This window comes from Kumtagia sp. (genome assembly GCF_059502445.1).
Window position 1 is genome coordinate 281,003 of the sequence record NZ_JCACER010000083.1, and the last position, 26,498, is coordinate 307,500.

At 67.7% G+C, this 26,498-nt stretch carries 15 protein-coding genes and 1 tRNA gene; 6 read left to right on the forward strand and 10 right to left on the reverse strand.

Annotated features, from left to right (window positions below; translation table 11 throughout):
- The first annotated feature begins 508 nt into the window (after positions 1 to 508).
- The 3 genes from parE to AC5JDC_RS23280 all read left to right on the forward strand — a co-directional run bounded on the left by parE (position 509) and on the right by AC5JDC_RS23280 (position 5,658).
- Positions 509 to 2,557 (forward strand): DNA topoisomerase IV subunit B, encoded by a 2,049-nt coding sequence (gene parE, locus AC5JDC_RS23270; RefSeq protein ID WP_495845065.1) that lies wholly within the window; start codon positions 509 to 511, stop codon positions 2,555 to 2,557.
- 114 nt (positions 2,558 to 2,671) lie between these two features.
- The gene (locus AC5JDC_RS23275) at positions 2,672 to 3,577 is read left to right on the forward strand and encodes a bestrophin family protein (protein WP_495844995.1); all 906 of its coding nucleotides are present in this window, start codon (positions 2,672 to 2,674) and stop codon (positions 3,575 to 3,577) included.
- A gap of 212 nt (positions 3,578 to 3,789) precedes the next feature.
- Positions 3,790 to 5,658, forward strand: coding sequence for a beta strand repeat-containing protein (locus AC5JDC_RS23280; RefSeq protein WP_495844997.1), 1,869 nt, complete (start codon positions 3,790 to 3,792; stop codon positions 5,656 to 5,658).
- Positions 5,659 to 5,785: 127 nt separating this feature from the next.
- Here AC5JDC_RS23280 and AC5JDC_RS23285 read toward each other — a convergent pair.
- The 5 genes from AC5JDC_RS23285 to AC5JDC_RS23305 all read right to left on the reverse strand — a co-directional run bounded on the left by AC5JDC_RS23285 (position 5,786) and on the right by AC5JDC_RS23305 (position 10,538).
- Positions 5,786 to 5,859: transfer RNA gene (locus tag AC5JDC_RS23285), tRNA-Gln, on the reverse strand.
- Positions 5,860 to 6,020: 161 nt separating this feature from the next.
- Complete coding sequence (locus tag AC5JDC_RS23290; protein WP_495844998.1) at positions 6,021 to 6,803, reverse strand: DUF6030 family protein; 783 nt, start codon at positions 6,801 to 6,803, stop codon at positions 6,021 to 6,023.
- A gap of 275 nt (positions 6,804 to 7,078) precedes the next feature.
- Entirely contained in the window at positions 7,079 to 7,654 is a 576-nt protein-coding gene (locus tag AC5JDC_RS23295; protein ID WP_495844999.1) for a DUF1349 domain-containing protein, read from the reverse strand.
- 29 nt (positions 7,655 to 7,683) lie between these two features.
- Positions 7,684 to 9,099 (reverse strand): mannose-1-phosphate guanylyltransferase/mannose-6-phosphate isomerase, encoded by a 1,416-nt coding sequence (locus tag AC5JDC_RS23300; protein ID WP_495845001.1) that lies wholly within the window; start codon positions 9,097 to 9,099, stop codon positions 7,684 to 7,686.
- A complete protein-coding gene (locus AC5JDC_RS23305; protein WP_495845003.1) occupies positions 9,096 to 10,538 on the reverse strand; it encodes a phosphohexomutase domain-containing protein in 1,443 nt (480 codons plus the stop codon). The genes AC5JDC_RS23300 and AC5JDC_RS23305 overlap by 4 nt, the downstream gene beginning before the upstream one ends.
- A gap of 624 nt (positions 10,539 to 11,162) precedes the next feature.
- Between AC5JDC_RS23305 and AC5JDC_RS23310 the strand changes: the two genes are divergently transcribed.
- Both AC5JDC_RS23310 and AC5JDC_RS23315 read left to right on the forward strand, forming a co-directional pair.
- Positions 11,163 to 18,632 (forward strand): SDR family NAD(P)-dependent oxidoreductase, encoded by a 7,470-nt coding sequence (locus AC5JDC_RS23310; protein ID WP_495845005.1) that lies wholly within the window; start codon positions 11,163 to 11,165, stop codon positions 18,630 to 18,632.
- Entirely contained in the window at positions 18,629 to 20,029 is a 1,401-nt protein-coding gene (locus tag AC5JDC_RS23315) for an aminotransferase class I/II-fold pyridoxal phosphate-dependent enzyme (RefSeq protein ID WP_106772171.1), read from the forward strand. The genes AC5JDC_RS23310 and AC5JDC_RS23315 overlap by 4 nt, the downstream gene beginning before the upstream one ends.
- 30 nt (positions 20,030 to 20,059) lie before the next feature.
- Here AC5JDC_RS23315 and AC5JDC_RS23320 read toward each other — a convergent pair whose 3' ends face one another.
- A complete protein-coding gene (locus tag AC5JDC_RS23320) occupies positions 20,060 to 21,361 on the reverse strand; it encodes a capsule polysaccharide biogenesis protein (RefSeq protein ID WP_495845008.1) in 1,302 nt (433 codons plus the stop codon).
- The gene (locus AC5JDC_RS23325; protein WP_495845067.1) at positions 21,358 to 22,980 is read right to left on the reverse strand and encodes an LTA synthase family protein; all 1,623 of its coding nucleotides are present in this window, start codon (positions 22,978 to 22,980) and stop codon (positions 21,358 to 21,360) included. Before AC5JDC_RS23325 ends, AC5JDC_RS23320 begins: the two co-directional genes overlap by 4 nt.
- A gap of 179 nt (positions 22,981 to 23,159) precedes the next feature.
- Between AC5JDC_RS23325 and AC5JDC_RS23330 the strand changes: the two genes are divergently transcribed.
- Complete coding sequence (locus AC5JDC_RS23330; RefSeq protein ID WP_495845010.1) at positions 23,160 to 23,972, forward strand: SDR family oxidoreductase; 813 nt, start codon at positions 23,160 to 23,162, stop codon at positions 23,970 to 23,972.
- Here AC5JDC_RS23330 and rbsK read toward each other — a convergent pair.
- The 3 genes from rbsK to AC5JDC_RS23345 are packed head-to-tail and all read right to left on the reverse strand — an operon-like array spanning position 23,969 to position 26,452.
- Positions 23,969 to 24,892 carry a ribokinase gene (gene rbsK, locus AC5JDC_RS23335; protein WP_495845011.1) on the reverse strand — a complete coding sequence of 308 codons (924 nt, stop codon included), beginning with the start codon at positions 24,890 to 24,892 and terminating at the stop codon, positions 23,969 to 23,971. The two genes, AC5JDC_RS23330 and rbsK, sit on opposite strands and share 4 nt — an antisense overlap.
- Positions 24,893 to 24,896: 4 nt before the next feature.
- Positions 24,897 to 25,349 (reverse strand): RbsD/FucU family protein, encoded by a 453-nt coding sequence (locus AC5JDC_RS23340; protein ID WP_495845013.1) that lies wholly within the window; start codon positions 25,347 to 25,349, stop codon positions 24,897 to 24,899.
- 53 nt (positions 25,350 to 25,402) lie between these two features.
- Positions 25,403 to 26,452, reverse strand: coding sequence for an ABC transporter ATP-binding protein (locus AC5JDC_RS23345; RefSeq protein WP_495845016.1), 1,050 nt, complete (start codon positions 26,450 to 26,452; stop codon positions 25,403 to 25,405).
- Positions 26,453 to 26,498 lie beyond the last annotated feature (46 nt).

A 26,498-nucleotide genomic window follows, 5' to 3' on the forward strand; every position in this document is an offset into this window, starting at 1 on the left:
GGTATCAGGAGGGAGCGTCGGCGCCGGGTCGGCCGCGCAAACGGTAGCGCGGCTGGCGTGAGCTGGAGACCCGGGCCCCAGCCGCGAAGGTCGCGCGAATGCGGGCTAGCGGACGGGCAAGAACGCCGGCGGGGCGCGGGTCACCGCGCCACGTACTTTACTTAGAGAGGCTCGGCCCCGCGCCCCGCTTCCCGCACTTTCCTTTCAATGGCCAGACTGCGAAAAGCAGGGCGTGGCGAGGATGAAGCTTGGCTGCAGGAGACAGTCTTGAAACCTGTTCGATGGCATGCGTCGGAAAATAGCTTCTGCTCCGCGGGACTTGCCGTTGCCGTCCTGTCGGTGCTTATAGAGCGCCGCACACCGGCCGCCGTGGCGTCAACCGTCGAGTAACCATGACGGCGCCACAATCGACACGCACAGCAACGCGAACGAATCGCGAACCAGTGTCGCGGCGCCGGTTTTTCGTGCAAGGATCGGACTGGGCTCGAATCACTTGACCGACAATCTGATGGACGACAGCAACGACCTTTTTGCCAATCTCGGGGCGCAACCCGCTCGCGCTCCGCGCCCGATCGACCCGATCGTGCAGGCGGCACGCAAGACCGTCGTGACCAAGGACGGCAGTGAAGGCTACGACGCCAGCCATATCGAGGTGCTGGAAGGGCTGGAGCCGGTGCGCCGGCGGCCGGGCATGTATATCGGCGGCACCGACGAGAAGGCGCTGCACCATCTGTTCGCCGAGGTCATCGACAATTCGATGGACGAGGCGGTGGCGGGACACGCCACCTTCATCGAGGTCGAGCTTTCCGCCGACGGATTTCTCACCGTCACCGACAACGGCCGCGGCATCCCGGTCGACCCGCATCCGAAATTCCCGACCAAGTCGGCGCTGGAAGTGATCATGTGCACGCTGCACGCCGGCGGCAAGTTCGATTCGAAAGTCTACGAGACCTCCGGCGGTCTGCACGGCGTCGGCGTATCGGTGGTGAACGCCCTGTCGGACCTTCTCGAGGTGGAGGTGGCGCGCGGGCGAAAACTCTATCGCCAGCGCTTTTCCCGCGGCGTGCCGCAGGGCGGGCTGGAGCCGCTGGGCGACGTGCAGAACCGGCGCGGCACCAAGATCCGCTTCCATCCCGACGCCGACATCTTCGGCAAGGGCGCGAAGTTCGAGCCGGCGCGGCTCTACCGCATGGCGCGCTCGAAGGCCTATCTGTTCGGCGGCGTGGAAATCCGCTGGTCCTGCGCGCCGGAACTCATCGCCGACAAGGACAAGACGCCGGACAAGGCGGTCTTCCACTTCCCCGGCGGCCTGAAGGATTATCTGGTCGCGACGCTCGGCGACGAGTTCCAGGTCACCCGCGAGGTGTTCGCCGGCAAGAGCGACAAGCAGGGCGGCCACGGCTCGATCGAATGGGCCGTCACCTGGTACGGCGGCGACGGTTTTCTGAACTCCTACTGCAACACCATTCCCACGTCCGACGGCGGCACGCACGAGGCCGGCTTCCGCTCGGTGCTGACGCGCGGGCTGAAGGCCTATGCCGACCTCGTCGGCAACAAACGCGCCGCCGTGGTGACGCCGGAAGACGTGATGATCTCGGCCGCCGGCATGCTGTCGGTGTTCATCCGCGAGCCGGAATTCGTCGGCCAGACCAAGGACCGGCTGGCCACCGTCGAGGCGATCCGCATCGTCGAGAATGCGGTGCGCGACGCCTTCGATCATTGGCTCGCCGACAATCCGCAGGAAGCGACAAAACTGCTCGACTGGGTGATCGCGCGCGCCGACGAGCGCGTGCGCCGCCGCCAGGAGAAGGAGGTCAGCCGCAAGAGCGCGGTGCGCAAGCTGCGCTTGCCCGGAAAGCTCGCCGACTGCACGCAGACGGCGGCCGCCGGCGCGGAAATCTTCATCGTCGAGGGCGACTCGGCCGGCGGCTCGGCAAAACAGGCGCGCGACCGCGCCATGCAGGCGGTGCTGCCGCTGCGCGGAAAAATCCTCAACGTCGCCAGCGCCGGCAGCGACAAGCTCGCTTCCAACCAGCTCATTGCCGACCTGATCCAGGCGCTCGGCTGCGGCACGCGCTCGCGCTACCGCGAGGAAGACCTGCGCTACGACCGCGTGATCATCATGACCGACGCCGACGTCGACGGTGCCCACATCGCCTCGCTGCTCATCACCTTCTTCTACCAGGAGATGCCGCAGCTCGTCCGTGGCGGCCATCTCTACCTGGCCGTGCCGCCGCTCTACCGCATCAGCCAGGGCGGCAAGGTGATGTATGCGCGCGACGACGCGCACAAGGACGAGCTGTTGAAGACCGAGTTCACCGGCCGCGGCAAGGTCGAGCTCGGCCGCTTCAAGGGTCTCGGCGAGATGATGGCCGCCCAGCTCAAGGAGACAACCATGGATTCGAAGAAGCGCACGCTGCTGCGGGTCGAGGTGCTGGACGACGAGGAGGCCACCAGGACGGCCGTCGATTCGCTGATGGGCACCAAGGCCGAGGCGCGCTTCCGCTTCATCCAGGAACGCGCCGAGTTCGCCGAGGCCGACGAACTGGACATCTGAGATGCCCCGCTTGCGGCGCACCCATCGAGGCTCGCCGCAAACGGCTTTCCTCACCTCAAGGCGAATTTGAAGGCAAACTGGAGCGGCGAGCCTCGAAGGACGCACCAAAACACCATGATCGTCCGTCCCAGGCCCAACATCTTCCAGCTGTTCTTCGTCATGCGCGGCTCGATCGTGCCGCGCATCCTGCCGCACATGCTCGGTTTCGCCGCCTATGCCGCGCTGGTGGTCGCCGCCGTGCGCCATTTCGCCCTCGACATGAGCGATTTCAGCATCGCGCCGTTCGGGTTGATCGCCATCACGCTGTCGATCTATCTCGGCTTCCGCAACAACGCCGCCTATGACCGCTGGTGGGAGGCGCGAAAACTGTGGGGCCAGCTGGTCTTCGACATCCGTAACCTGGCCCGTGCGGCCACCGCGCTGATCGAGGAGCGCGACCGGCATCGCGCGCTGCTGATGAACGCGCTCGCTTTCTGCCATCTCCTGCGCGGGCAATTGCGCCGGGTCGATGCCACGGCCGACGCCAAGACCTTCATCGGCGCCGAGGCCGACGGCCTCTCCGGCCACGCCAACCGCGCGGACGAAATGGTGCGGCGGATGGGCAGGCAGGTGGGCGCGGCGCACAAGGCCGGCGAGATCGACGCGATCGGCTACCGCATCCTCGACGAACGGCTCGCCTCGCTCGCCGCCCTGCAGGCCGGCTGCGAACGCATCGCCGGCACGCCGCTGCCCTTCGCCTATACGCTGCTCTTGCAGCGCACGGCGCATATCGTCTGCCTGCTGCTGCCCTTCGGCCTCGTCGCTTCCACCGGCTGGGCGACGCCGCTGTTCACCGCGCTGATCGCCTACACCTTCTTCGGCCTCGACGCCCTGTCGGAGGAGCTGGAAGACCCGTTCGGCACCGAAGCCAACGACCTCGCGCTGGACGGGCTCTGCCGCGTCTGCGAGATCTCGGTCCTGGAAGCGCTGGACGAGCCGGCGCCGCCGATGCTGCCGGCGAAGGACTTCTTCTTCTCGTAGCGTGGGCCAGGCCACGACTTCCCGGCTCTGCCTTTCTCTCTCAGCGGTCGACTTCGTAGCCGTCTGAACGATGTCCGGGTTGGCACCAACTTCCAGTTCACATGGATCAGCGACCCGTCGGCGATTCGTGTGCTACAACTCAAGGTAGCTATGCGCGGGTCGGCGGCCTGCGTGGCACATTGCGCAGTCGACAACGTCTCAAGGAGCACTTCGTGGCCACTTTTACCGGTTCCAACGGCGCCGAGCTGTTCCCCGACCTTATGAATGGCCCGATCCAGGCCATAGGAAACGATTTTGTCGACGCGCTCGCCGGCGACGATATCGCGATCGGCTGGTCCGGCGATGATGTCATCCGCGGCGGCGCCGGCGCGGATGTGATCATCGGAGGCCTGCTCAATTCCTCCGGCGTGATCACCGCCTCGGGTATCGACGCCGCCGACTACACCACCTCCATCGACGGCGTGACCATAGACCTCTCGGTGACCGTCAGCCTCATCCTGCCGATGTTGGGCGTCAACCTCCAGCTCACCAATGCAGCGATGGGTTTCGGCGGCGACGCCCAGAACGATTTCCTGCAGGACATCACCAGCCTGATCGGCTCCAACACGGGGAGCGACACGCTCACGGGCAGCGCGGGAGCCAATACTCTCAATGGCCAGGGCGGCAACGACATCCTGACCGGCCTCGGCGGCAGCGACATCCTCCTCGGCGGCGCCGGCGACGACGTCCTGGTCGGCGGCGCGGGCGCCGATTCGCTGCAAGGCGGCGCTGGCATCTCCGACACGGCGGACTATTCCGCCTCCGCTTCGCCCGTGATCGTCAATCTCACCAGCGGCACCGGCAGCGGCGGCGACGCCCAGGGCGACACGTTGACCGGCATCGAGCGTGTGATCGGGTCGGCCGGCAACGACAGCCTCAACGGCTCGGCCGGCGACGAAGTACTCATCGGCGGTGCCGGCGCCGACGCCCTCACCGGCGGCGGAGGCGTCGACACGGCCGACTATTCCGGCTCCGCCGCCGCGGTGATCGTCAATCTCGCCGCCGGCACCGGCACAGGCGGCGACGCCCAGGGCGACACGCTGTCGGGCATCGAGAACGCTATCGGCGCGGCGTTCGCCGACCGGTTGACCGGAACGGGGGCCGGCACGCTCGACGGCGGGGCCGGCAACGATGTCCTCGACGGCGCGGCGATCCTGAACGGCGGGGCCGGCAACGATACTTTGCTCGGCGGCGCGGCGGTCGAGACGCTGAATGGCGGGGCCGACGACGACACCGTCAGTTATACCGCTTCCTCGGCGGGCGTGACGGTCGATCTCGGCCAGGCCGGGCCGCAAGCGTCGTCCGGCGATGCCAGCGGCGACACGCTCTCCGGCATCGAGAATCTGAGGGGTTCGCTGTTCAGCGATACGCTCACCGGCAACGACGGCGCCAACATCCTGCATGACGGCGGCACCGGGCCGCTCCCCAACGACGGCGTGCCCGACACGCTGATCGGCAATGACGGCAACGACACCTACATCGTCTATGCCGCCGCCGCCCTGATCGTCGAGATCGCCGGCGAAGGCCACGACCGCCTCGCCGCCGGCGTCGATTTCGTGCTGGCCGCCGGCGTCAGCGTCGAATACCTCAACACCACCTCGCTCACAGCCACCTCCGCCGTCGACCTCACCGGCAACGAAATCCGCCAGTGGGTGCGCGGCAACAACGGCGACAACGTGCTCGACGGCGGCGGCGGCATCGACACGCTGTTCGGCATGGGCGGCGCCGACGCCTTCCGCTTCTCCACCGCGCTGGGAGCCGGCAATGTCGACCGCATCGCCGACTTCAGCGTTGCCGACGATTCCATCCATCTCGACGACGCCATCTTCACGGCGCTGACCACGCTGGGCACGCTCGACGCCTCGGCCTTCAAGGACATCGCGCTCGCAGCCAGGGACGCCGACGACCGCATCCTCTATAACTCCACCACCGGCTCGCTGTTCTACGACGCCGACGGCTCGGCCAGCGCCTTCGCCCCGGTGAAGTTCGCCGCGCTGTCGCCCGGTCTTGCGCTGTCGGCGGCCAATTTCGTGGTGGTCTGATGACGCATTGCCGTGATCGATCCGTCGCTTGATACGGATTGACCACAGCAACGCGGATTGACAATCGGCATCGACGGCGCGGCAAGGAATGTCCTGCGGAGCCGATTCATCAAGGTCTGAGATTTTTTGGCTGGGGAACCTGGATTCGAACCAGGACTAACGGAGTCAGAGTCCGCTGGTCTACCGTTAACCTATTCCCCAGCAGCGCGGCGGAGAGCGCCGCGACCGGTCCGCCGAAGCGGATGCGCTGCCTTGTATCCGCGACAGCGCAAGAGTCAAGTGCGTGAAACGCGAGATGGTTCCCCCGACCCTGTCATCGGACGGTGAAGCCGCGACCGGCGACGGACCGGCGCGCCGAACCTTCATTCCGCCTTGCGCAGGCGCCCGCCCTTGCCGTCCGCCTCCGGTACGGCGCGCGAAGCGGCGGGCCGCGGTTCGGGCGCAGGCGTCCGGTAGAAGGAATAAAGCGTCGGGCCGAACTCGATCGACAGGTTGAAGCGGGCCGGGTCGTCGAATTCCGGCTTCAGCTTGAAATTGACGTCGCGGGTGACGACCGTCGCCGGCGTCTTCTCGAGGATCGCGTCGCGCAGGTCGGCAGGCAGGTCGAAGCCGGCCGCCGCCGCGAACAGTTCCATGAAGCGCACCGCGTCGGCGAGCGTTTTGGCCTCGCCGGCCGGGTCGAGCAGGTTGATCTTCATGCGGGCGTAGTTGATGCGGCGGCTGGCGCGGCCGCGCAGCAGATAGAACAGGCTGTTTTGCGGCGTTTCCAAAACCTCTCCGGCTCCGCCGTCGGCGGGGGCCTGGAGCAGCGCCATGCATTCCCAGACACCGGCGACCTCGGCGCCGCGCCAGCCGGAATTGGCGAAACCCGCTTCGTCGAGGCGGTCGCAGACCTGTTCCGGATTGACGCCGATCGCCGACCGGAACGGATAGGGACTGCCGGCGACCGTCGACAGGAAGCCGGGACGCCGACGCGGCGGCTCGATTTTCTTCGCCTCGACAATGGCAGCCGGCGGCAGGGCCGGCTCAGGTACCGGATGCCGGTTGAGAGCCGGGACGACGAGGACGACGGCCAGCGCGGCCGGCAGCAGGACCGTCCGCCACCTCGCCTTTCCGCGCAGCCCGTTCGTCCTGCCGCTCGTCACCCTGGCTCCGTTTGCCCATCTTTCGCCGGCTTCCGTGCCGGCAGATGCCGTGACCTCAGGTGCTCAAGTCCCCTCACCGGCTCGCTCGCTCGCCACTCCCCACCTCAAACCAGGCTGGCGAGCGCCTGTACCGCCTCAACCGATTCCTCCCACCGGAAAGGGGCATGCGAAGCGAGGCGGTGAGGTGTGCGCCCTCGGCCAAAGCTTGTGACCACTGGTATACCGTTCGACAAAGGCACTGCAAGGAGCCTCCGCGGAGCCCCTCCCCCGCCGGCTCAGTCGGCGTGCAGTTTTCGGGCGATCGCCGGCCCGACCGCGATGTCGCGGAAGCGGGCACGAAATCCGCCGCGCTCCGGCGAGCAGGCCATGACGCCGGCCGAGGCGTCCGCTGCCGGGAACGGTGCCAGCCGCGCCATCTGCCAGGATGTGCCGCCGAGCCGGTACTGGATGCGCACGGCATCGCCATGGCGTGTCAGCCGCATCTCGACCGCGTCGTCGGGCCGTGCATCGGGCAGCGGTATGACCGACCAGTCCGACACTTCGCGCGTCACGACGACGGAAAAATGCATCATGCCGTCGGTGTATTCGATACCGGTCTTGATCCAGTTGCGCTCGTCCAGCCTGAGCATCAGCCCGGCCTGGTCGTAAAGCTGTTCGTAATCGCCGACGACGGTCGCCGAAATCGTGAAGTCGCCCGAAATCGGCGTCAGGAAAGCGTGGCCGCTGTCGCGCACGAAGCCGTAAAACGTCTCGCGCCAGAAATCCGTCGCCTTGTCGGTGGCGACGACGAGCGCGGGCGCGTCGCCCGACCACGAGGCCGGCTCGTTGATCCAGGCATAGGTCCCGCCCATGATCCCCTCCACTTCCGGCCCGCCTCGGCTCAGCTTCGGCCATAGACGTCGTCGAGGCGGACGATGTCGTCCTCGCCGAGATAGTCGCCGGTCTGCACCTCGATCATGACCAGGCGCAGGATGCCGGGATTTTCCAGCCGATGGTTGGTGCCGGCGGGGATGTAGGTCGACTGGTTGGTGGCCAGCAGCATCTCGGTGTCGCCGTTGACGATGCGGGCGGTGCCGGAGACGACCACCCAGTGTTCCGAGCGGTGATGATGCATCTGCAGGCTGAGGCGGCCGCCGGGTTTCACCTCGATGCGCTTGATCTTGAAGCGCTCGCCCTCCTCCAGCACGGTGTAGGTGCCCCAGGGACGGTGCACGGTGCGGTGCAGGCGGGCGGCCTCGTGGCCATCCGCCTTCAGCCGGTTGAACAGCGTCTTCACCTCCTGGGCGCTGTCCTTGCCGGCGACCAGCAGCGCGTCGGCGGTGTCGACGATGATCAGGTCCTCCACCCCGACCGCACCGATCAGCCGGCCGCCGCCGGCAATGACGGTGTTGCGCGTGTCGACCAGCGCCACCTCGCCGGCCAGCCGGTTGCCGGCCTCGTCGGCCGCAAGCAGGTCGGCGAAGGCCGTCCACGAGCCGATGTCGCTCCAGCCGATGTCGCAGGGCACGACCGACACGTTTTCCGCCTTCTCCAGCACCGCGTAATCGATCGATTCTTTTCGCACCGCGGCAAAGCGGGTCTTGTCGAGCTCGATCTGGGCGACGCCGTCGCCCTTGACGCGCCGCGCCGCCTTCAGCGCCGCCCGGCAGTCGCGCAAAATGTCGGGGGCCAAGGATTCGAGCAGGCCGAGCATGGTGCCCGCGGCAAAGCAGAACATGCCGGCGTTCCAGTAGAAGCTGCCGGCGGCGACATAGCTCTCGGCGCGCGCCAGGTCAGGCTTCTCGACGAAGCGCAGCACGTCGGTGCCGGAGGCCTCGATGTAACCGTAGCCGGTCTCCGGCCGGGTCGGGCGGATGCCGAAGGTGACGAGCCGGCCCTGGCGGGCGAGCGCGGCCGCCTCTTCGGCCGCCGCGACGAAGGCCGGCACGTCGGTCACCATGTGGTCGGCCGGCAGCACGATCATCACCGCGTCGCGCCCATGCGCCTCCTCCACGGCAAGCGTGGCGGCGGCGATGGCGGCCGCCGTGTCGCGGCCTTCCGGCTCGAGCAGATAGGTGAGCCGCGGCGCGGCGAGCCCGGTGTCGCGGTACTCGTCCTCGCTGACGAACAGCAGATCGCGGTTGGTGACGGTGAGGATGTCGGCGACGCCCGGGATCGCCAGGGCGCGGCGATAGGCGTGCCGCAGCAGCGACTGGCCGTCGCCCATCTCGATCAGCGGTTTTGGATGGCCCTCGCGCGACAATGGCCAGAGCCGCGAGCCGGCGCCGCCGCTGATGATCACTGGTACGATGCTCACTGGCCTGCTCCGCAAAGCGTTTCGTTGGTGTCGGGAAACCGTTCGATCGCCGCCAGCCCCGCCGCCAGCAGGGCTGCGGCGCGCTCGGGCGTCGGCGCGGCGGCATAGCAGCGCATCTCCGGCGCGTTGCCGGAGGGCCTGAGATGGATCATGCCGCCGCCGTCGAGATGAATCCGCAGGCCGTCGATGTCGTCGATGCGGGTGGCCGTGCCGATCGGGCCGAGGATGCTGCCCACAGCGTCGGGCGAGGCCCGCAGCGCAGCCATCAGCCGGTCGCTGTCGGCGCGCGAAAAATTCTCGACGCGGCCGCTGACGCAGGCCGGCAGGGCGAGATCGTCGAACAGCTTTGACAGCGGCAGCCCATGCGCGCCTGCCGCGGCGAAGGCGCAGAGCAGCGGCAGCATGCTGTCGCGGGTCGGCAACGCGTCGAGCCGGGCGGCGCCGAGATCGACCGCGGAGCCGAGCAGCAGGCCGCCATTCGCCTCGAAGCCGAGCACGCGGGTGAAGCCGCGCCTTGCCGCCGTGTCCATTCCCTCCAGCACGAAGGGCGAGCCGACCCTGGTGCGGATCACCGCGAAGCCGAAACGGTCGTCGATGCCGGGATTGGACGAGACCGGCGTCACCACGGCATCGGCCTCGAGCAGGCGCGCCGCCACCAGCCCGAGCGCGTCGCCGCGAACGATCCGGCCCGTCTCGTCGGCAAGCAGCGGCCGGTCGCCGTCGCCGTCGGTCGAGACGATCGCATCCAGCCGATGCTGCCGCGACCAGTGCGCCAGCCGTTCCGCCGTCGCCGCGTCGATCGCCTCGGTGTCGACGGCGACAAAACCGTCGCTGGCGCCGAGCTCGACCACCTCGGCGCCGAGGCCCGCCAGCAGCCCGGCCAGAAGGTCGGCGGCGACCGAGCTGTGCCGCCACAGTCCGACGCGCCGCGCGCGCAGGATCGGCGACGGGAAGGCAGCCCGGTAGCGGGCGGCGTAGCGATCCCGCGCCGCCGCGTCCGGCGCCGGCAAAGCCGCAAGCCTGGCCGGCACAGCTGCCGGCGCGGCCGCCGCCAGCGCCGCGATCGCCCGTTCGTCGGCCTTGTCGATCTCGCCGTCCGGCCGGTAGAATTTGAGCCCGTTGCGGTCGGCCGGAATGTGCGAGCCCGTCACCATGACCGCCGGCGCCTGCAGGCTCATCGCGTGAAAAGCCAATGCCGGCGTCGGCAGCACGCCGCAATAGACCGGCGCAAAACCCGCCGCGGCGAGCGCCGCAAGCGTCTGGCGCGTCAGCTCCGGACTGCTGTCGCGGCGGTCGCTGCCGACGAACACCGCGCATCCGCGAACCACCCGGCCCGCCTCCGCAAGATGGGTGGCAAAAGCCGAAACATGCACGTAGCCAGGCCCCGAAAGCAGATCCGTCGCCAGACCGCGAAGCCCGCTTGTTCCGAAAGCAACCATTCAACCCCGTGCCGAGCGACCGTTTTCCGGGCGTAGAACGTCCAATGATCGCGCGCAAACGGCTTGTCAATGGCCGTGCCCTTGACTCTCCAGACGTCGAAGCGCATCGATTATCGGATGGATGAAGTGACGGCGGCATCCACGATCGTCACAAAAAATCAGAATGGTTGCCAGATGATGTTCATATTCGTCATCAGGTGACTAAAGAATACCACGGCTGTATTCAGCGGGCGTCGACCAATTGTCCCTGGAAAACGACAATAGGGACGAAATTGTGGCAGGACTACAGGACGGGCGCGCATGACCGGGCTAAGCTACTGAACGGAAACGTTGTTCCGGGTATGCCGCGTCATATTCCATCATTTTTTGCCTTCTTCGATTGTCTCGCGCCGTTACATGAGCTACTACCGATTTGTTGGGGCATGTGACCAGGCAGCAAAAAGAATACGAGCTGAACAATGCAAAGTACCGGAACGGTCGGTCGTGCCAATGGCGTCGTTACCAGACTTTCGTCTCCTCATGGGAGGCGCAACGAGAACAGGATCGGGAGTTTCTTTTCCTGAATAACCGACTTCGAACGGGGCGGTCCAGGTTCATGATCTTGGTGTAACGGCGTCAGGGGACATGTCGGTAGAAATCATTGGTCGCGCCGTTTTGGCGCCGGGCGCAAACACGCCAGAGCAGCTTTTCGAACTCCTGCGGCAGCGTCGCTGCATGATCACGCAGGTGCCCGCCGACCGGTGGGATCAATCGCGCTATTGGCATCCCGAAATCGGAACGCGCGGCAAGACCTACACGTTTGCCGCGGGCATCATCGACAACTGCTTCAGCTTCGACGCGGGAGTGTTCGGGTTGTCGCAGCGCGAGGCGCAGCTGATGGATCCGCAGCAGCGGATGATTCTGCAGCTTACCTGGCGGGCGCTCGAAAGCGCGAACCTCGACTTCACCGACCTGCGCAGCCAGCGCGTCGGCGTCTATATCGGCGCATCGGCACTCGACCACGGCAACCTCATCGTCGAGGACCCCGCCGCGGCCGGCCCGCATTTCATGACCGGCAACACGCTGTCGATCGTTTCCAACCGCATTTCCCATGTCTTCGGTCTGAACGGCCCGAGCCTCACCGTCGACACCGCCTGCTCGTCGTCGCTGGTGGCGCTCGACCTGGCGATGAAGGCGCTGGAGGACGGAGAGGTCGACACGGCGATCGTCGGCGGCGTCAACGCGCTCACCCATCCGCTCGCCTTCGTCGGCTTCGCGCAGGCCAGGATGCTGTCGCCTGAGGGGCTTTGCCGTGCCTACGACAATGACGGCATCGGCTATGTCCGGGCCGAAGGCGGCGCCGTCGTGATCCTGCGCCGCAGCGATACCGCGCTTGCCGAGGGCGACCGCAGCTATGCCCGCGTCCTCGCCTCCGGCGTGAACTCCGCCGGCCGGACCAACGGCATCTCGCTTCCCTCGCAGCAGGCGCAGGCGCAGTTGCTGAGATCTCTCTACGAAGGCAACGGCATCGATCCGAACCGGCTCGCCTTCATCGAGGGCCACGGCACCGGCACCAAGGTGGGCGATCCGGCCGAGGTCTGGTCGATCGGCACCGTCATCGGGGCTTCCCGCCGGGCGCCTATCCCCATCGGCTCGATCAAGACCAACATCGGGCACACCGAGCCTGCATCCGGCCTGCTCGGCCTGATGAAGGCGATGCTGGCGCTGGAACATAATTTCTTCCCGGCGTCGCTGCATTTCGACACGCCGAACGAGTCGGTCGATTTCAAGGCGCTCAACGTCCATGTCGCTGGCGAACCGATCGAGCTGCTGCACGGCAAGCATGCGCGGCTCGCCGGCGTCAATTCCTTCGGCTTCGGCGGCACCAACGCGCATGTCATCATCAGCGATCCGCATGACGGGCCCGTCCGCGACAAGCCGGAGGCCGGCGGCAAGGTGTTTCTCGCCAGCGCCCATACCGCGTCCGCGCTGGAAGCGCTGCTTAAATCCCACCGCGCCAGGCTGAAGGATGTCGCGCCCCACGAGCGCCGTCCGCTCGTGGCGGCCACGGGAGCGAATCGGGCACGCCTGAAACATCGGTTCGTCGCGGTCGGCGACGACCCGGAAACCATTGTCAGGGCGCTCGACGCGCGCCTGCGCGATCGCAACGCCAAGGAAGGCGTGCAGGCCGAAGCCGTACAGGACGACGCCAGGATCGCCTTCGTGTTTTCCGGCAACGGCTCGCAATGGGCCGGCATGGCGATCGACGCCTACCGGCGCAACACGGCCTTCCGCGACCGCTTCAACGTCATCCACGCGCTGTTCCAGGTCCGCGCTCAGATCAGCCTCATCGACCTGCTGCTCGACCCCGAGCTCGACACGAAGCTGCGCGACACCAAGATCGGACAGCCGCTGCTGTTCGCCATCCAGGCCGCTCTCGCCGACGTGCTCGGCCTGCTCGGGGTGAAACCGGCCGCCGTCTACGGCCATTCGGTCGGGGAGGTGGCTGCCGCCTACGTCTCCGGGGCGATCTCGCTGGTCGACGCCGTCTCCGTGGTGGCGAAGCGCTCCTACCATCAGGACCGGCTGGCCGGCTCGGGCGGCATGGCCGCGGTGCAGCTCGCGCCGGACGACGCGATGGCCTTCTTCCGACGCCACGGCCTCGACCAGATCACCGTGGCCGCCGTCAACGCCAAGGGATCGGTGTCGGTCTCCGGACCGACCGAGCAGATCGCGGCGCTGCGCGACGTCATGCGGGCGGAACGCGTCGTCGGGCAGGTTCTCGACATCAACTATCCCTTCCACCATCCGCTGATCGAGATCGCCAAGGACGATTTCCTCGAGGACATGTCGCAGATCGCGCTCAGGACCTCGCAGGTGCCGTTCATATCGACGGTGACCGGCGGCGTGCTGTCCGGCAACAGCCTCGATCCGGCCTACTGGTGGAGCAACGTGCGCGAGCCCGTGCATTTCGTGCAGGCCACGCATACGGCGATCGACCTCGGCTGCACCCTGTTCGTCGAGATCGGCCCGCGCCCGATCCTGACATCCTATCTGAAGGACACGATCAAGGACCGCTCGGTCGCCGCGGCCGCCATCGGTTCGCTGCTGCGCGAGGATAACGCCGCGGACCCGGTCTCCACCACCTTCGCCCGCGTGATCGCCAATGGCGGCGCCTTCGACCGGCGGAAGGCCTTCGGCACACGCAACGCGCGCGTCGAACTGCCGTCGCTGCCGTTCGAGCCGATCGACATGCGCCACGAGTTCACCAGCGACGCCATCGACCTCTACGGGCGCCTCGATACGCCGCATACGCTGGCCGGCTGGCGCATCGACCGGTCCGGCGGAAGCTGGAAGAACCATGTCGACGCGCACCTCTTCCCCGACCTCGCCGAACATGTCGTCGACGGCCAGCCGATCCTGCCCGGCAGCGCCTTCCTCGACATTGCGATCTCGGCGGCGAGCCAGTTCCTGGAGACCGAGCAGGTCGAAATCTCCAATCTGGAAATCTTCCGTCCGCTCGAACTGTCCGACAGCCATTTGCGCGAGCTGTCGACGACCATCTCCGGCGACACCGGCGACATCGAGATCAGGTCGCGCGACAGGCTGAGCAGCGACGATTGGACGGTGCATGCCATCGCCCGCTGCCACCGTCTCCCGGCCGGCCGGCCGAAACCGGTCCCGGCGCGCAAGCGCGCGCAGAAGGAACCGATTGCCGGCGCCGTGGCCTACGAGACGGCCCGTCATTTCGGACTGGATTACGGCCCGACCTTCCAGCTTCTGCGCGAGGCCTCGCGGATCGGCGAGGACCGGATCGACGTCGCGCTCGACCTGCCGGCCGCGCCGCGCAATCCGCATGTGACCTACAACCTGCACCCGGTCTCCGTGGACGCTGCCTTCCACGGCCTCGTCGCCGTGTTCGGCGACATCTCCGGAGAGGCGCGCGGCGCGCCCTATATTCCCGTCCGCTTCGGCTGCACGCGCCTTTACGGTGCCGGCGGCACGCTCACGCGGGCGGTGATCGACATCCGGCGCGTTTCGGCAGGCTCGATCAAGGCCGATTTCACGTTCTTCGACAAATCGGGCGAAATCGCCGCGGTTATCGAAGATTGCCGCTTCAAGCGTACCTACCTGCGTCAGCAGAAGCCGCTGGACGACGTCACCTACCACCAGGCGCTTGTGCCGAGCCGGGTTCCGCCGTTCCAGCCCGCTGCGGCGATGCCGGCCAAGCCTGGCCCATTTTTCGAGGCCGGCGACGACCAGGGCGACGGCTCTTCCCAGATGATCGAGGCGGCGATCTACCGCGCCAGCTTCGAGATCGCCCGCAAGGCAAGCCGCAACACCGGCATGCTCGCCGCCGTCGCGCTGCCCGGCGATGCCGACTTCCAATGCTTCCTGGCGAACTGCCTGTACCTGCTGGAGTCGGTGGATCTGGCCCGGCGCGAAGACGGGGACTGGAGGATCGAGGCCGACTGCTCGTTGCCCGCGGTGGCCGAGATCGTCGGTGCCGTCTATCGCGACAGGCCGGACCGCATCGCCGAGATCGTCGCGGTGAACGACGTGCACCTGGAAGCGATGGACCGCCTCGACAGGCTGCACGCGGGACCGGTCGAGCGCCTCGACGAGGCATCGACGCGGCCGAACGTGCTGAGCGACACCACGATCGATACGCTCAGGGCGCATTCGCCGGCCAGCGCCGCGCGGGTGAAGATGATCACGTCTGCGCTGCGCAAGGCGCTTCGTGGCGGAGGAGAGGTCCGGCCGGTGCGCCGCATCGTCGAGCTCGGTACCGTTTCGCGGTCGGTAACCGCCAATCTGGCGCGCCTGGCTGCGGAGACCGGCGCGGCCTTTGTCGCGGTCGAATCGCGCGACACCGCCTTTGCCGAACTCTCGATCGCCTTCGAGGCCGCTCCATTGGTGACGATCGCGCGTCCGTCCGACGTGGCCCAGATCGGCGTCGCCGACATCGTGATCAGCGCGGCCGACCACGCCTTCGCACTGATGAGCGGCGATGACGCCGGAAGGACCGTCGAAGCGCTGTTCGGCCCGGCGACGCAGCTGATGATCTGCGCACCCGCGCCGAGCGCCTTTGCCGATTTCGCTTTCGGCCTGAGCGATGGCTGGTTCGATCGCGGCAAAAGCGTCGAGTTCCCCGTGGGCCAGTTGGCCTCGGCGGAGGATTGGCAGTCCTTGCTGCGCCTGTTGCCGCTGGAGGCACCGGCCGTAACGCAGCACGGACTTGCGGAGGGACCCGTCGTCACCGTGGAAGCGGCGGCACGCGGCACGATCGCGCTGCCGGCCTGGCCGGCGGAACGGCAGCCGGCGCTGGTCGTCCATCATGGCGATGCGGCCTTCGAGAGCAGGCCGCCCTTCGCATCGATCCGTTTCCTAGGTGACGCCGAAGCGGACCGGCAGGCGTTTTCGTCTGCCCTTGCCGGCCTTGATCCGGTAGCACGCAACGTCATCTACGTGCCGGCGGCGGTCGAGGGAGACGACTCGGACTGGCTGGCGAAGAGCGCGATGCAGGTGGCCATGGTCGCACAGGCGCTGCAGGTCGGCGATGCCGCGGCGAAGAAGCGGCTCGCCGTCCTGCTCGGCAGTCCCGCCGGCAAATCTCCGGACGGTGCAACACCGCTTTCGGCCCGCGACGAGGGGCTGCGCAGCTATCTGCGCGTGCTGCGCAACGAGGTCGAGGCGATCGACCTGCACAGCGTCGATCTGTCGGGCTGCGACGGCGGCCCGGCTGTCGGACTGGAAAAGACCCTGGCGCTGATGACCGGCGACAGCGACAACCGCGAGTGGGCGATCGATCCCGACACCGGCAATGCGCAGGAACTGCGGATCGTGCCCGGCCCCGCCAGCGGCGGGCAATCCGGCACGCACGACTTCACAGCGGCGACCGTCCGTCAGGCCGTCGCCTCGCAGGTCGCCAGCATCGTCTGGCAGACGGCGACGCCGTCCATGCCCGGCCCGGACGAAGTGCTCATTGCCGTTGCCGCCACCGGGCTCAATTTCCGCGACGTCATGTGGGCCATGGGCATGTTGCCCGAGGAGGCGCTCGAGGACGGCTTTGCCGGCCCGACGATCGGCATGGAGTGCGCCGGCCACGTGCTGGCCATCGGCGCCGGCGTCAAGGATCTCGCGGTGGGCGAAGCCGTCATGGCGGTCGCTCCGGCGGCCTTCTCGACACATGTCTGCGTGAAGCGCTCGGGCGTGGCGCGGCTGCCGGCCGGTATCGACCCGATCGCCGGCGCGACGCTGCCGGTCGCCTTCCTCACCGCCTACTACGCGGTCGTCGAACTCGCCCGCATCCGCGCCGGCGAGACGATCCTGATCCATGGCGGCGCTGGCGGCGTCGGCCTGGCGGCGCTGCAGGTCGCCAAGGCACGCGGCGCCACGGTGATCGCCACGGCGGGATCGGTGGAGAAGCGTCGGCTGCTGGAGACCCTGGGCGCCGACCATGTGTTCAACTCGCGCACGCTCACCTTCGTGGAGGACGTGCTCGCCGCCACCGGCCAGAAGGGCGTGGACATCGTGCTCAACTCGCTGTTCTCGGAGGCGATGGAGCGGAGCCTGTCGCTGCTCAAGCCGTTCGGCCGCTTCCTCGAGCTGGGCAAGCGCGACTTCTACGCCGACACCAAGATCGGGCTGCGGCCGTTCCGCCGCAACATCAGCTATTTCGGCATCGACGCCGACCAGTTGCTCAACGCCCAGCCGGAGCTGAGCGCCAGTCTGCTCGCCGAGTTGTCCGCGCTGTTCGAGAAGGGCGACCTGACGCCCCTGCCCTACCGCGCCTTCCGGCATGACGAGATCGTTTCCGCCTTCCGGCTGATGCAGGGCTCCGGCCATATCGGCAAGATCGTGGTCAAGGCGCCCGTTCCCGGCGAGGATGCCGTGTTGATGGCTCCGCGGGCCGGCCTGCGCGCCGATCCCGCCGGCGTCCATCTCGTGCTCGGCGGCATAGGCGGCTTCGGACTGGCGACGGCGCACTGGCTGGTGGAGAAGGGCGCGCGCAAGATCGCGCTCTGCTCGCGCCGCGGCGTGGCCGACGACGATACGACAGCCGCCATCGCCAAGTGGGCAGCGCAGGGCGTGAAGACCTCACTCCATGCCTGCGACATCACCGACGAGGCGGCGGTTACGGGTATGCTCGAGGCCGTTCGCGCCTCGGGGCCGCTGAAGACGGTCGTCCACGCCGCCATGGTGCTGGACGACGCCCTCATCGAGAACCTGACGGAAGAGCGGGTGCGCGCGGTCGTGGCGCCCAAGGCCAGGGCAGCGGCAATCTTCGACCGGCTGACCAGGCAGGACGCCCTCGATCACTTCATCCTGTTCTCGTCGGCGACGACGCTGGTCGGAAACCCCGGACAGGCCAACTATGTCGCGGCGAACGGCTATCTCGAAGGGTTGGCCCGGGCTCGCCGGCGCGCCGGCCTGCCGGCGCTCGCCGTCGGCTTCGGCGCCATCTCCGACACCGGCTTCCTTGCCCGCAACAGCGACGTCAACGATCTCCTGTCGAAGCGCATCGGCAAGACCGGCATGTCGGCCGCGCAGGCGCTCGCCTATGTCGACGCCTATGTGGGACGCGACCCCGGCACGGTCGAGGCGGCGGTGATCGCGATCGCCGAGATCGACATGGGCATGGCCCGGCACCTGAAGACGGTCGCCGCGCCGCTCTTCGAGGTGGTCGCGCGCTCGGCCAAGACCCAGTCGGCCGGTGGCGACGGCGACCGCATCGACCTCGTCTGGCTGGTACAGGGCAAGACCCAGGAGGAAGGCGAGCAGTTGATCTTCCAGCTCGTCGCCACCGAGATCGCCACCATCCTGCGCATCCCGGCGACCGAGATCTCGCCGCTGAAAATCATCAAGGATGTCGGGCTCGACAGCCTGATGGCGATGGAGCTCGGCATGAGCTTCCGGCAGAAGACCGGGTTCGAGATGCCGCTGTCCAGCGTCACCCAAAGCACCACGGTCGGCGACGTCGCGCGCAAGCTCTACCTCAAGGTCACCGAGCACGCCGGTACCGGCATGGCCGACGACAAGGGCGCCAATGTCACCGTCGTCGACCACCTCGCCACGCGCCATACGACGCTGGCAAAGGCAGGCTCGCAATGAAGGACGCTCCGAGCTCCAGGAACCGAGACGCCAGCGCCGTCCGCGACCAGGTGCTGAGTTTCATGAAGGACCATGCCCGGCCGGCGGCGAAGCGGGTCGCGCGGCCGGCCGCGCCGTTTCCAACGGAACAGGTGCCGTCCTTCGCCGACCTGCCTGAGCACAGGCAGATCATGGCGCAGGCCGCCGCCGGCGACCAGCTCGGCATCGACAACCCATTCTTCCGCAGCCATGCCGGGGCGGCGGGCGCCACCACCGTCGTGGACGGCCGGGAACTGGTTAACTTCGCCTCCTACGACTATCTCGGCATGAACCGCCATCCTGAGGTGCTCGCGGCCAGCAAGAAGGCGATCGACCGCTACGGCATCTCGGCCTCCGCCAGCCGGCTGGTCGCCGGCGAGCGCCCGATCCATGGCGAGCTCGAGGCCAAGCTCGCGTCCTTCTACGGCGTCGAGGCGGCGATCGTCTTCGTCAGCGGTTATCTGACCAACGTCACTGCGATCGGCACGCTGCTCGGGCCGGAAGACCTTATCATCCACGACGAGTTCATCCACAACAGCGCGCTGACGGGCGCAAAGCTGTCCGGCGCGCATCGGCGCTTCTTCCGCCACAACGACGCCGAGGATCTCGAGCGCGTCCTGCGCTCGGTGGCGGGCCGGCACCGACGCACCCTGGTGCTGGTCGAAGGCGTCTACTCCATGGACGGCGACGTCGCCGACCTGCGCCGGCTGATCGAACTCAGGGCGCGCTACGGTTTCTGGCTGATGGTCGACGACGCGCATGCGCTCGGCGTCATCGGCGGGACCGGCCGCGGGACGGCCGAGTATCACGGCTGCAACCCGCGCGACGTCGACATCTGGATGGGCACGCTGTCGAAGACGACCGCGAGCTGCGGCGGCTATGTCGCCGGCAACGAGGCCTTGGTCACCCTGCTCAAGGGCCATGCCGGCGGCTTCGTCTACAGCGTCGGTCTGGCGCCGGCGCTCGCCGCGGCCGCCTGGACCTCGCTCGACCTGATCGATCGCGAGCCGGAGCGCGTCACGCGCATGCGCGCCAACGGCCGCCTGTTCTTCGATCTGGCGCGCGCCCGCGGACTCGACACCGGGGTGAGCGTCGGCTGCTCGGTCATCCCGGTCATCGTCGGCGATTCGATGCGCGCCGCGCAGCTCTGCAACGACCTGCTGGAGGCCGGCATCAACGTGATGCCGATCATCCATCCGGCGGTCCCGGAAGGACAGGCGCGGCTGCGCTTCTTCATCACCGCCGAGCACACGCCCGAGCAGATCGAGTTCGCCGTGAGCAGGACTGCCGAGAAGCTGGAGGCCCTCATCGCCCGCAATTTCGGTGTGGGTTCCGTCGATATCGAGGCCGTCCTGCGCCGGATGGCGGCCGAATCATAGCGCTACAGCCCCAAGGCCAGGGCGGCGCGTTCACGGCGCGGCGTCCACCGGCCGCATGCGTGGCGGTACCGGCACGAAGCCGCCCGGCTCGTTGACCCTGCCCTCGTGCAGGCGTCGGGCGATCGCCTCGGCGCCGGCCTCCACGCCCGCCCACGAGTAGAAGTTGCCGCGAACGTGCAGCGTCGCCGCGATCAGGCGTAGGAACGCGTCGACCAGTTCGGGATCGGGCGCGGCGCCCTCCCGCCAGAAGCGATCGAGCGGCCCGGGGTCGGTCAGTCCCGGTATGTCGAAGATGGCGACGCCGAGCGCCTTGACCGGCTTGCCGCGCTGCAGGCCGACGATGCCGGCCGTCGAGTTGATGGTGACCACGCCCGCCGAAAGCATGATCATGCGCGAGAGATTGCCGCCGTCGACGAAGTGAACGCGGTCGGCGATGCCCTTGCGCCTTGCATGGGCCGCGATCTCCTTCTCCCAGGGAATCAGGCCGTTGTCGAGCGGGTGCACCTTGAACAGCAGGCGCGCATCCGGTGCCGCGTTGGCCGCGAACGACTCGATGACGAGGGCGATGGCGTCCCGCTGGCTCCCGAAGTTCGAATAGGCACGGATCTGGTAGTCCGTCTCCAGTTGCAGCGGAAAGACGAAATAGGGATCGCGGGCATCGTGGATACGCTGCAGCGTCATCATGCGCCGGCGGGCGCGGCCCCGCGCCTGTAGCAGCCGGGCGACCCAGCCGGCGTATTCGGCGAGCGGATGGAAGATCGCGTGCCAGCGGTAATGCGGATACAGGAACCGCAGAAAGACGTTGGGCAGGTTGAAGAGCAGGTCGTAAACGGCGTCCGCCAGGAAGGACTGCGTGTAGTGCTGCACCTTCAAGTCTGGCTCGGGCAGCCCCGCGGCCGCCTTCAGGATCACGGCGGGATCGGTCGGGAAATGCGAATGATAGCCGCTGCCGTCGCGTTCGATGCGGATCCAGTCCGGCCTGAGATAGCCCATCTCGACGGCATAGACAGGAATGCCGCGCGCCTTGGCCGCCTCCGCCGCGGCGAGGTGGTGCGGCCGCTCCTCGCCGAGCAGCACGATGCCGCCGACCCCTTCGGTATCCATCAGCTTCGCGATGAAGGCAGGCCAGTCGGCAAGCCTGCCCCGGTAATTGATGCCGCCCTGGCGGCGCCAGAAGACCCAATCGCCGGCGCAGAGATTGACGCGCAGGCAGCGGTGGCCGAGCTTATCCAGATGCGCGGCGATGCGCGCGAACAGCGGCGACGACGGCCCCTGCAGGAACAGGAAGGTGCGGCCGCGCAGCGGCGGGCCGAGCAAATCGCCGGGGCTCATCGGGCGCCCCCGGCATCGGCCAGCGGGCCGCGCAGGCCGGCATGCCTTACCATATCGGCGATCAGCTCCCACGGCGCCTTCTCCACCGGAGACAGCTGCGGGGCGGCGCCCTCGGCGGCACGGGCCATCGGCACGATCACGTAGTCCGTCCTCGGATCGGGAAACGGATCGGCGAAGGATTTGAGGATCGGCGCATGGTCGCCGTAGAAGGCGAGCCAGACGGGGCGGTCGAGCCGGTCGAGTTCGTCGGCAAGGAAGCCCAGCGCGGCATCGGAGCGCTGCAGGATGGCGAGATAGATGTCGAGCGGCTCGCCGCCGCCACGCGGGCTGGGGCGCCACGGCCCGTGGTTCTCGACCGAGGCGGCGAACAGGAACTGTCCCTTCGAGCCGTCGCCCCGGCAAAGATCGAGCAGCCGTTCCGACAGGGTCATGTCCGAGACGTAGGGACCCTGGTGTCGCGGGTCGTGCTCGAAGCCGTCGAGCATGGTCATCGCCTCGAAGCCGAGCAGCGGCAGGGCGCGGTCGCGCGAGAAGAAGCGGCGGTCGTAGGGGTGCAGGAAATGCGTGTTCCACCCGGCCTTGCGGAGGCGGTTGGGCCACGCGATCTCGGAATAGGCGGCGGCGCGCAGATATGGATAGGACGCGTCGGGGCCCAGCGCCTCAGGCGGCAGCCCGGAAATGACCGAGAATTCGGTGCGCAGCGTGTAGCCACCTTCGAAAACGCTCGACATGCGGCCCCATTCCACGGCGCGCCGACGCAGGCGATCGAGATTGGGCAGGGCAAGCTTCACGCCGAAATGGCGCATGTCCATGAACGATTCGGACTGCCACACGACCAGCAGCGGCATGTCGCCTTCGCCGGCGGCATCAACGGGCGCCGCAACGCCGGACAAGCTCGAAGCCGCCGGACGCAGCCGCGGAGCTTCGCGGCGGCCGAGCCACGCCAGGAACCCGTAGAGCAGCGCCGCCGATGTGCCCAGCCGAACGGTCAGCGTCTTGATGTCGTCCTTGCCGATGAGCGCTGCGGAAAGTCCGGCGAGCGGCTGGCGGATGCCGGACAGGAACAGCAGCAGCCCCGGCGCCGCCGCAGCCACGAGCATGGCCGCGATCGCCAGTTCCTGCGCGACGCCCGGCAGGATCGGCTCCTCGAAGATCATGAACAGCGCCGATGCGCCGAACACATAGCCCAGCGCCACCACCCAGAACGCGACGTTGAGCCATGTCGCATAGAACATTTCCTTGTGCCGCAGGACCAGGAAGGCGAGCGCCACGTCGGAGAAGACCAGCGGCTCGCGGATGAACTGGAACTTGGCGCGTGAAATCAGCGTGAAGATTATGAAGGTGCTGAGGCTCCCGGCGAGTGCGTAGAGCGGTCGCCAGGAGATGGCGAAGAACAGCGCGTATACCAGCAGCACGACGGCGATCCACGCGGCGAAGTCGACTGCCGTGGACGCCGGCGTGCGGACCGGGCGGCTGCCGCGCCATACCTTGGCCGGCAAGGCAAAGCGATCCGCTATCGCAGCCACGATGACAACCGCGGCAAGGGCTGCGGTCAAAAGCGCGAGAGGGTGCTCGAACAGTCCCAAACTCAAGCCGTTCCCCGTCGAGGACCCCCGCAGGACAGCGAGGTCTGATGCCTATCAGAACGGCTCAACCCCCTCTGGTATTGCCGTCGGCGCATGGGTGTTCGCAATTTTTTCACGGCAAATCAAGGTGACGTGATCCAATATCCGTGCGCAAGCGCGTTCGGTTTGTTGACCTCACGGCAGGATGGTAAGAACGAACGGTCGAGGGCAGCATGGCGCATGTGATCATCACCGGGGGATCGAGCGGCATCGGCGCGGCTCTCGCCGAGGCGAGCGCGACGCGCGGCGACAGCGTGTCGCTGATCGGCCGCTCGCAATCCCGCCTGGACGAGCGGCTGCGCGATCTCGAGACGCGATTCGGCAAGGGCCGCTTCCATGCCGAAGCCGCCGACGCCGGGGAAGCCCGCGAAATCGTACGCGCAATCGCGGAATGCGAGGCCGTGCTCGGCCCCTGCGCGACGCTCGTTAGCTCGGCCGGCATCGTTTTGCCGGGTCGCTTCGATGAACAGGCGCCTGAGGCCTTCGAAAACCAGATCCGCACCAATTTCTTCGGCACGGTCAACGCCGTGCGCGCCGTCTATCCGGGCATGAAGGCGCGGCGGCAGGGAAAAATCCTGATGCTCGGCTCCGGCGCCGGGCTGATCGGCATTTTCGGCTACACCGCCTATTGCGCGTCGAAATACGCGGTCGCCGGCTTCGCCGAGGCGCTGAGGGCGGAGGCCAGGCCGCTCGGCATCACCGTCTCGATCTGCTTTCCGCCGGATACCGAGACGCCGCAGCTTGCCGCCGAGCGGCCGCTGCGCCCTGCCGAGGCGCAGGCGGCGATCGGCGCAGGCGGCCTGTGGAGCGCCGAGGCCGTGGCCCGGGCAGCGCTCGCCGGCCTCGACCGAGGCCGCTTCGCCATCTATCCCGGTGTGCAGATGAAGATGCTCGGCATGTTCGGCTCGGTCGCCATGCCCTTCCTGCGGCCGTTCTTCGACCGCCGGATCGCGGCTGCGGGCCGCGCGGCCGGACGGCGCGCCTAGAAGCGCGCCAGCAACGCCTCGACCTCGGCAAGCGACGGCATGGACGGCGCCGTGCCGGGCCGCGTCACCGAGATGCCGGCCACTGCGCAGGCGAAGCGCACCGCCTCCAGCGGGTCGAGCCCGCGCGACAGGCCGACGGCGAAGCCGCCGTTGAAGGCATCCCCTGCCCCCGTGGTTTCCACGACCGGACCGGCAGTCACCGCCGACACCAGCTCGGAGCGCCGGCCGTCATGCAGCAGCGCGCCGCGCTCGCCCAAGGTGATCAGCGCCGCTCCGGCACCCTTTGTGAGGAAAGCCTCGGCGGCCCGGCGGGCGTCCTCGACCGACTCGACCTTGATGCCGGTCATTTCCTCCGTCTCGGTCTCGTTGGGGGTGACGTAGTCGCAGAGCGCGAAGATGCGCTCCGGCAGGCTCGCCGCCGGCGCTGGATTGAGGATCGTCGTGACGCCTGCCCCGCGGGCGATCTCCAGCGCCCGGATCGCCGCGTCGACCGGCTGCTCGAGCTGGGTGACGAAGACGCCGGCCGAGCGGATCAACCCGGCATGCCGGTCGATGTCGGCGGGCGAGATCAGCATGGCAGCACCCGGCGAGACGATGATGGCGTTGTTGCCCGTTCCCTCCTCGATGAAGATGTAGGCGGCGCCGGTATAGCTCTCCGGCGTCTCGATCACCGCGGGCTTCACCCCCGCTTCCTTCCAGGTCGCCAGCGCCATCTCGGCGAAGGGATCGCGACCGAGCCTGGTGACGAAGCTCACATCCGCGCCGAGGCGTCCGGCGGCCACCGCCTGGTTCGAGCCTTTTCCGCCCGGGCCGAGCTTGAAGCCGTTTCCTAGAAGGGTTTCGCCGATGCGCGGCTGGCGCTGCGCCCTATAGGCGGTGTCGGCGACGAACACGCCGAGGATGACGATCGGCTTCGCCATGGCGTCAGGCCGCGTCCGGCGGGATCACGCCCTTGCGGAAGGCGAAGCAGCCGTAGAAGCGCCGTTCCCCCGTCTGGATGACGCAATAGGCCTGCTTGGAACGTTCGTAGAAGGCATAACGCTCGACGGCGATCATCGGCCAGGGCTTGCCCTCGGCCGCGTCGATCGCGGCCTGCACCTCGCGCTGCACCAGCGGCACCTCGTCCGGGCTGCCGACCACCTCCATGCGCGCTGCCGCGTCGTCGACGAAGGTATCGAGCGGATAAAGCGACAGCACGGCCTCGACCACCGCGGGCGCCGGCGCGTCGATCCTCAGCAGCCTGCCAAGCCGCGTCTGTCGCGCTACCGAATCGGACGGGAAATTGCTGTCGGCGATGATCAGGTCGTCGCCATGGCCCATCGCCCGCAGCGCCTGGAGCACGTCGGCGTTGAGCAGCGGGTTTATTCCCTTGAGCATCGAATCTTCTCCCGAATAGGTCGCGGCGACGTCCGCATGAAGGGCTGTCCCGGTCAGAGACGCTTTCCGCTCTGCGGGTCGAACAGATGCACGAGTTCGGCGCGCGGGCGCAAGGCGAGCGTGTCACCCGGCTTGAAATTGTGCCGCTCGCGAAACAGCGTCACGATCTCGCGCTCGCCGAAGCGCAGGAACACCATGGTCTCCGAGCCGGTCGGCTCCACCACCTTGATCTGCGCGGGAAATCCATCCTCGGCCAGGTCGAAATGCTCCGGCCGTACGCCGTAGAGAACCTCCCGGCCCTCCTCGATCCTTGCGGCGGCCGGAACCGGCATGACCGTACCGCCGACGTCGACGCCGCCGGCCACGGCCCGGCCCTTGAGCAGGTTCATCGCCGGCGAGCCGATGAAGCCCGCCACGAATACATTGGCGGGACGGTCGAACAGGTCGAGCGGCGCGCCGATCTGCTCGATGCGGCCGGCCTGCATGACGACGATCTTGTCGGCCATGGTCATGGCCTCGACCTGGTCGTGGGTGACATAGATGGTAGTCGTCCTCAGCCGCTGGTGCAGTTCCTTGATCTCGGTGCGCATCTGCACGCGCAGCTTTGCGTCGAGATTGCTGAGCGGCTCGTCGAAGAGAAACACCTGCGGGTCGCGCACGATCGCCCGGCCCATGGCCACACGCTGGCGCTGGCCGCCGGAGAGCTGGCGGGGGTAGCGGCCGAGATAGGGAGTCAGGTCAAGGATTTCGGCGGCTTTCCTCACCCGTTCCGCGATGATTTTCGGCTCGGTCTTCCTGAGCTTCAGCGCGAACGCCATGTTCTGCGCCACCGTCTTGTGCGGATAGAGCGCGTAGTTCTGGAAGACCATGGCAATGTCGCGCTTGGCCGGCGGCAGGTTGTTGACGGTACGCTCGCCGATCGCGATGGTGCCGCCGCTGACGCTCTCCAGCCCGGCCACCATGCGCAGCAGGGTCGACTTGCCGCAGCCGGACGGCCCGACCAGCACGACGAAGGCGCCGTCGGGGATGTCGACGCTGACCCCGTGCAGCACCTTGACGGCCCCGAAGTCCTTCGACACGTCTCGGATCGCCACCTGAGCCATCTTCCCCCCATCGGCCGCTCGGCCATTTTGCGGCGAAGCTAACGGG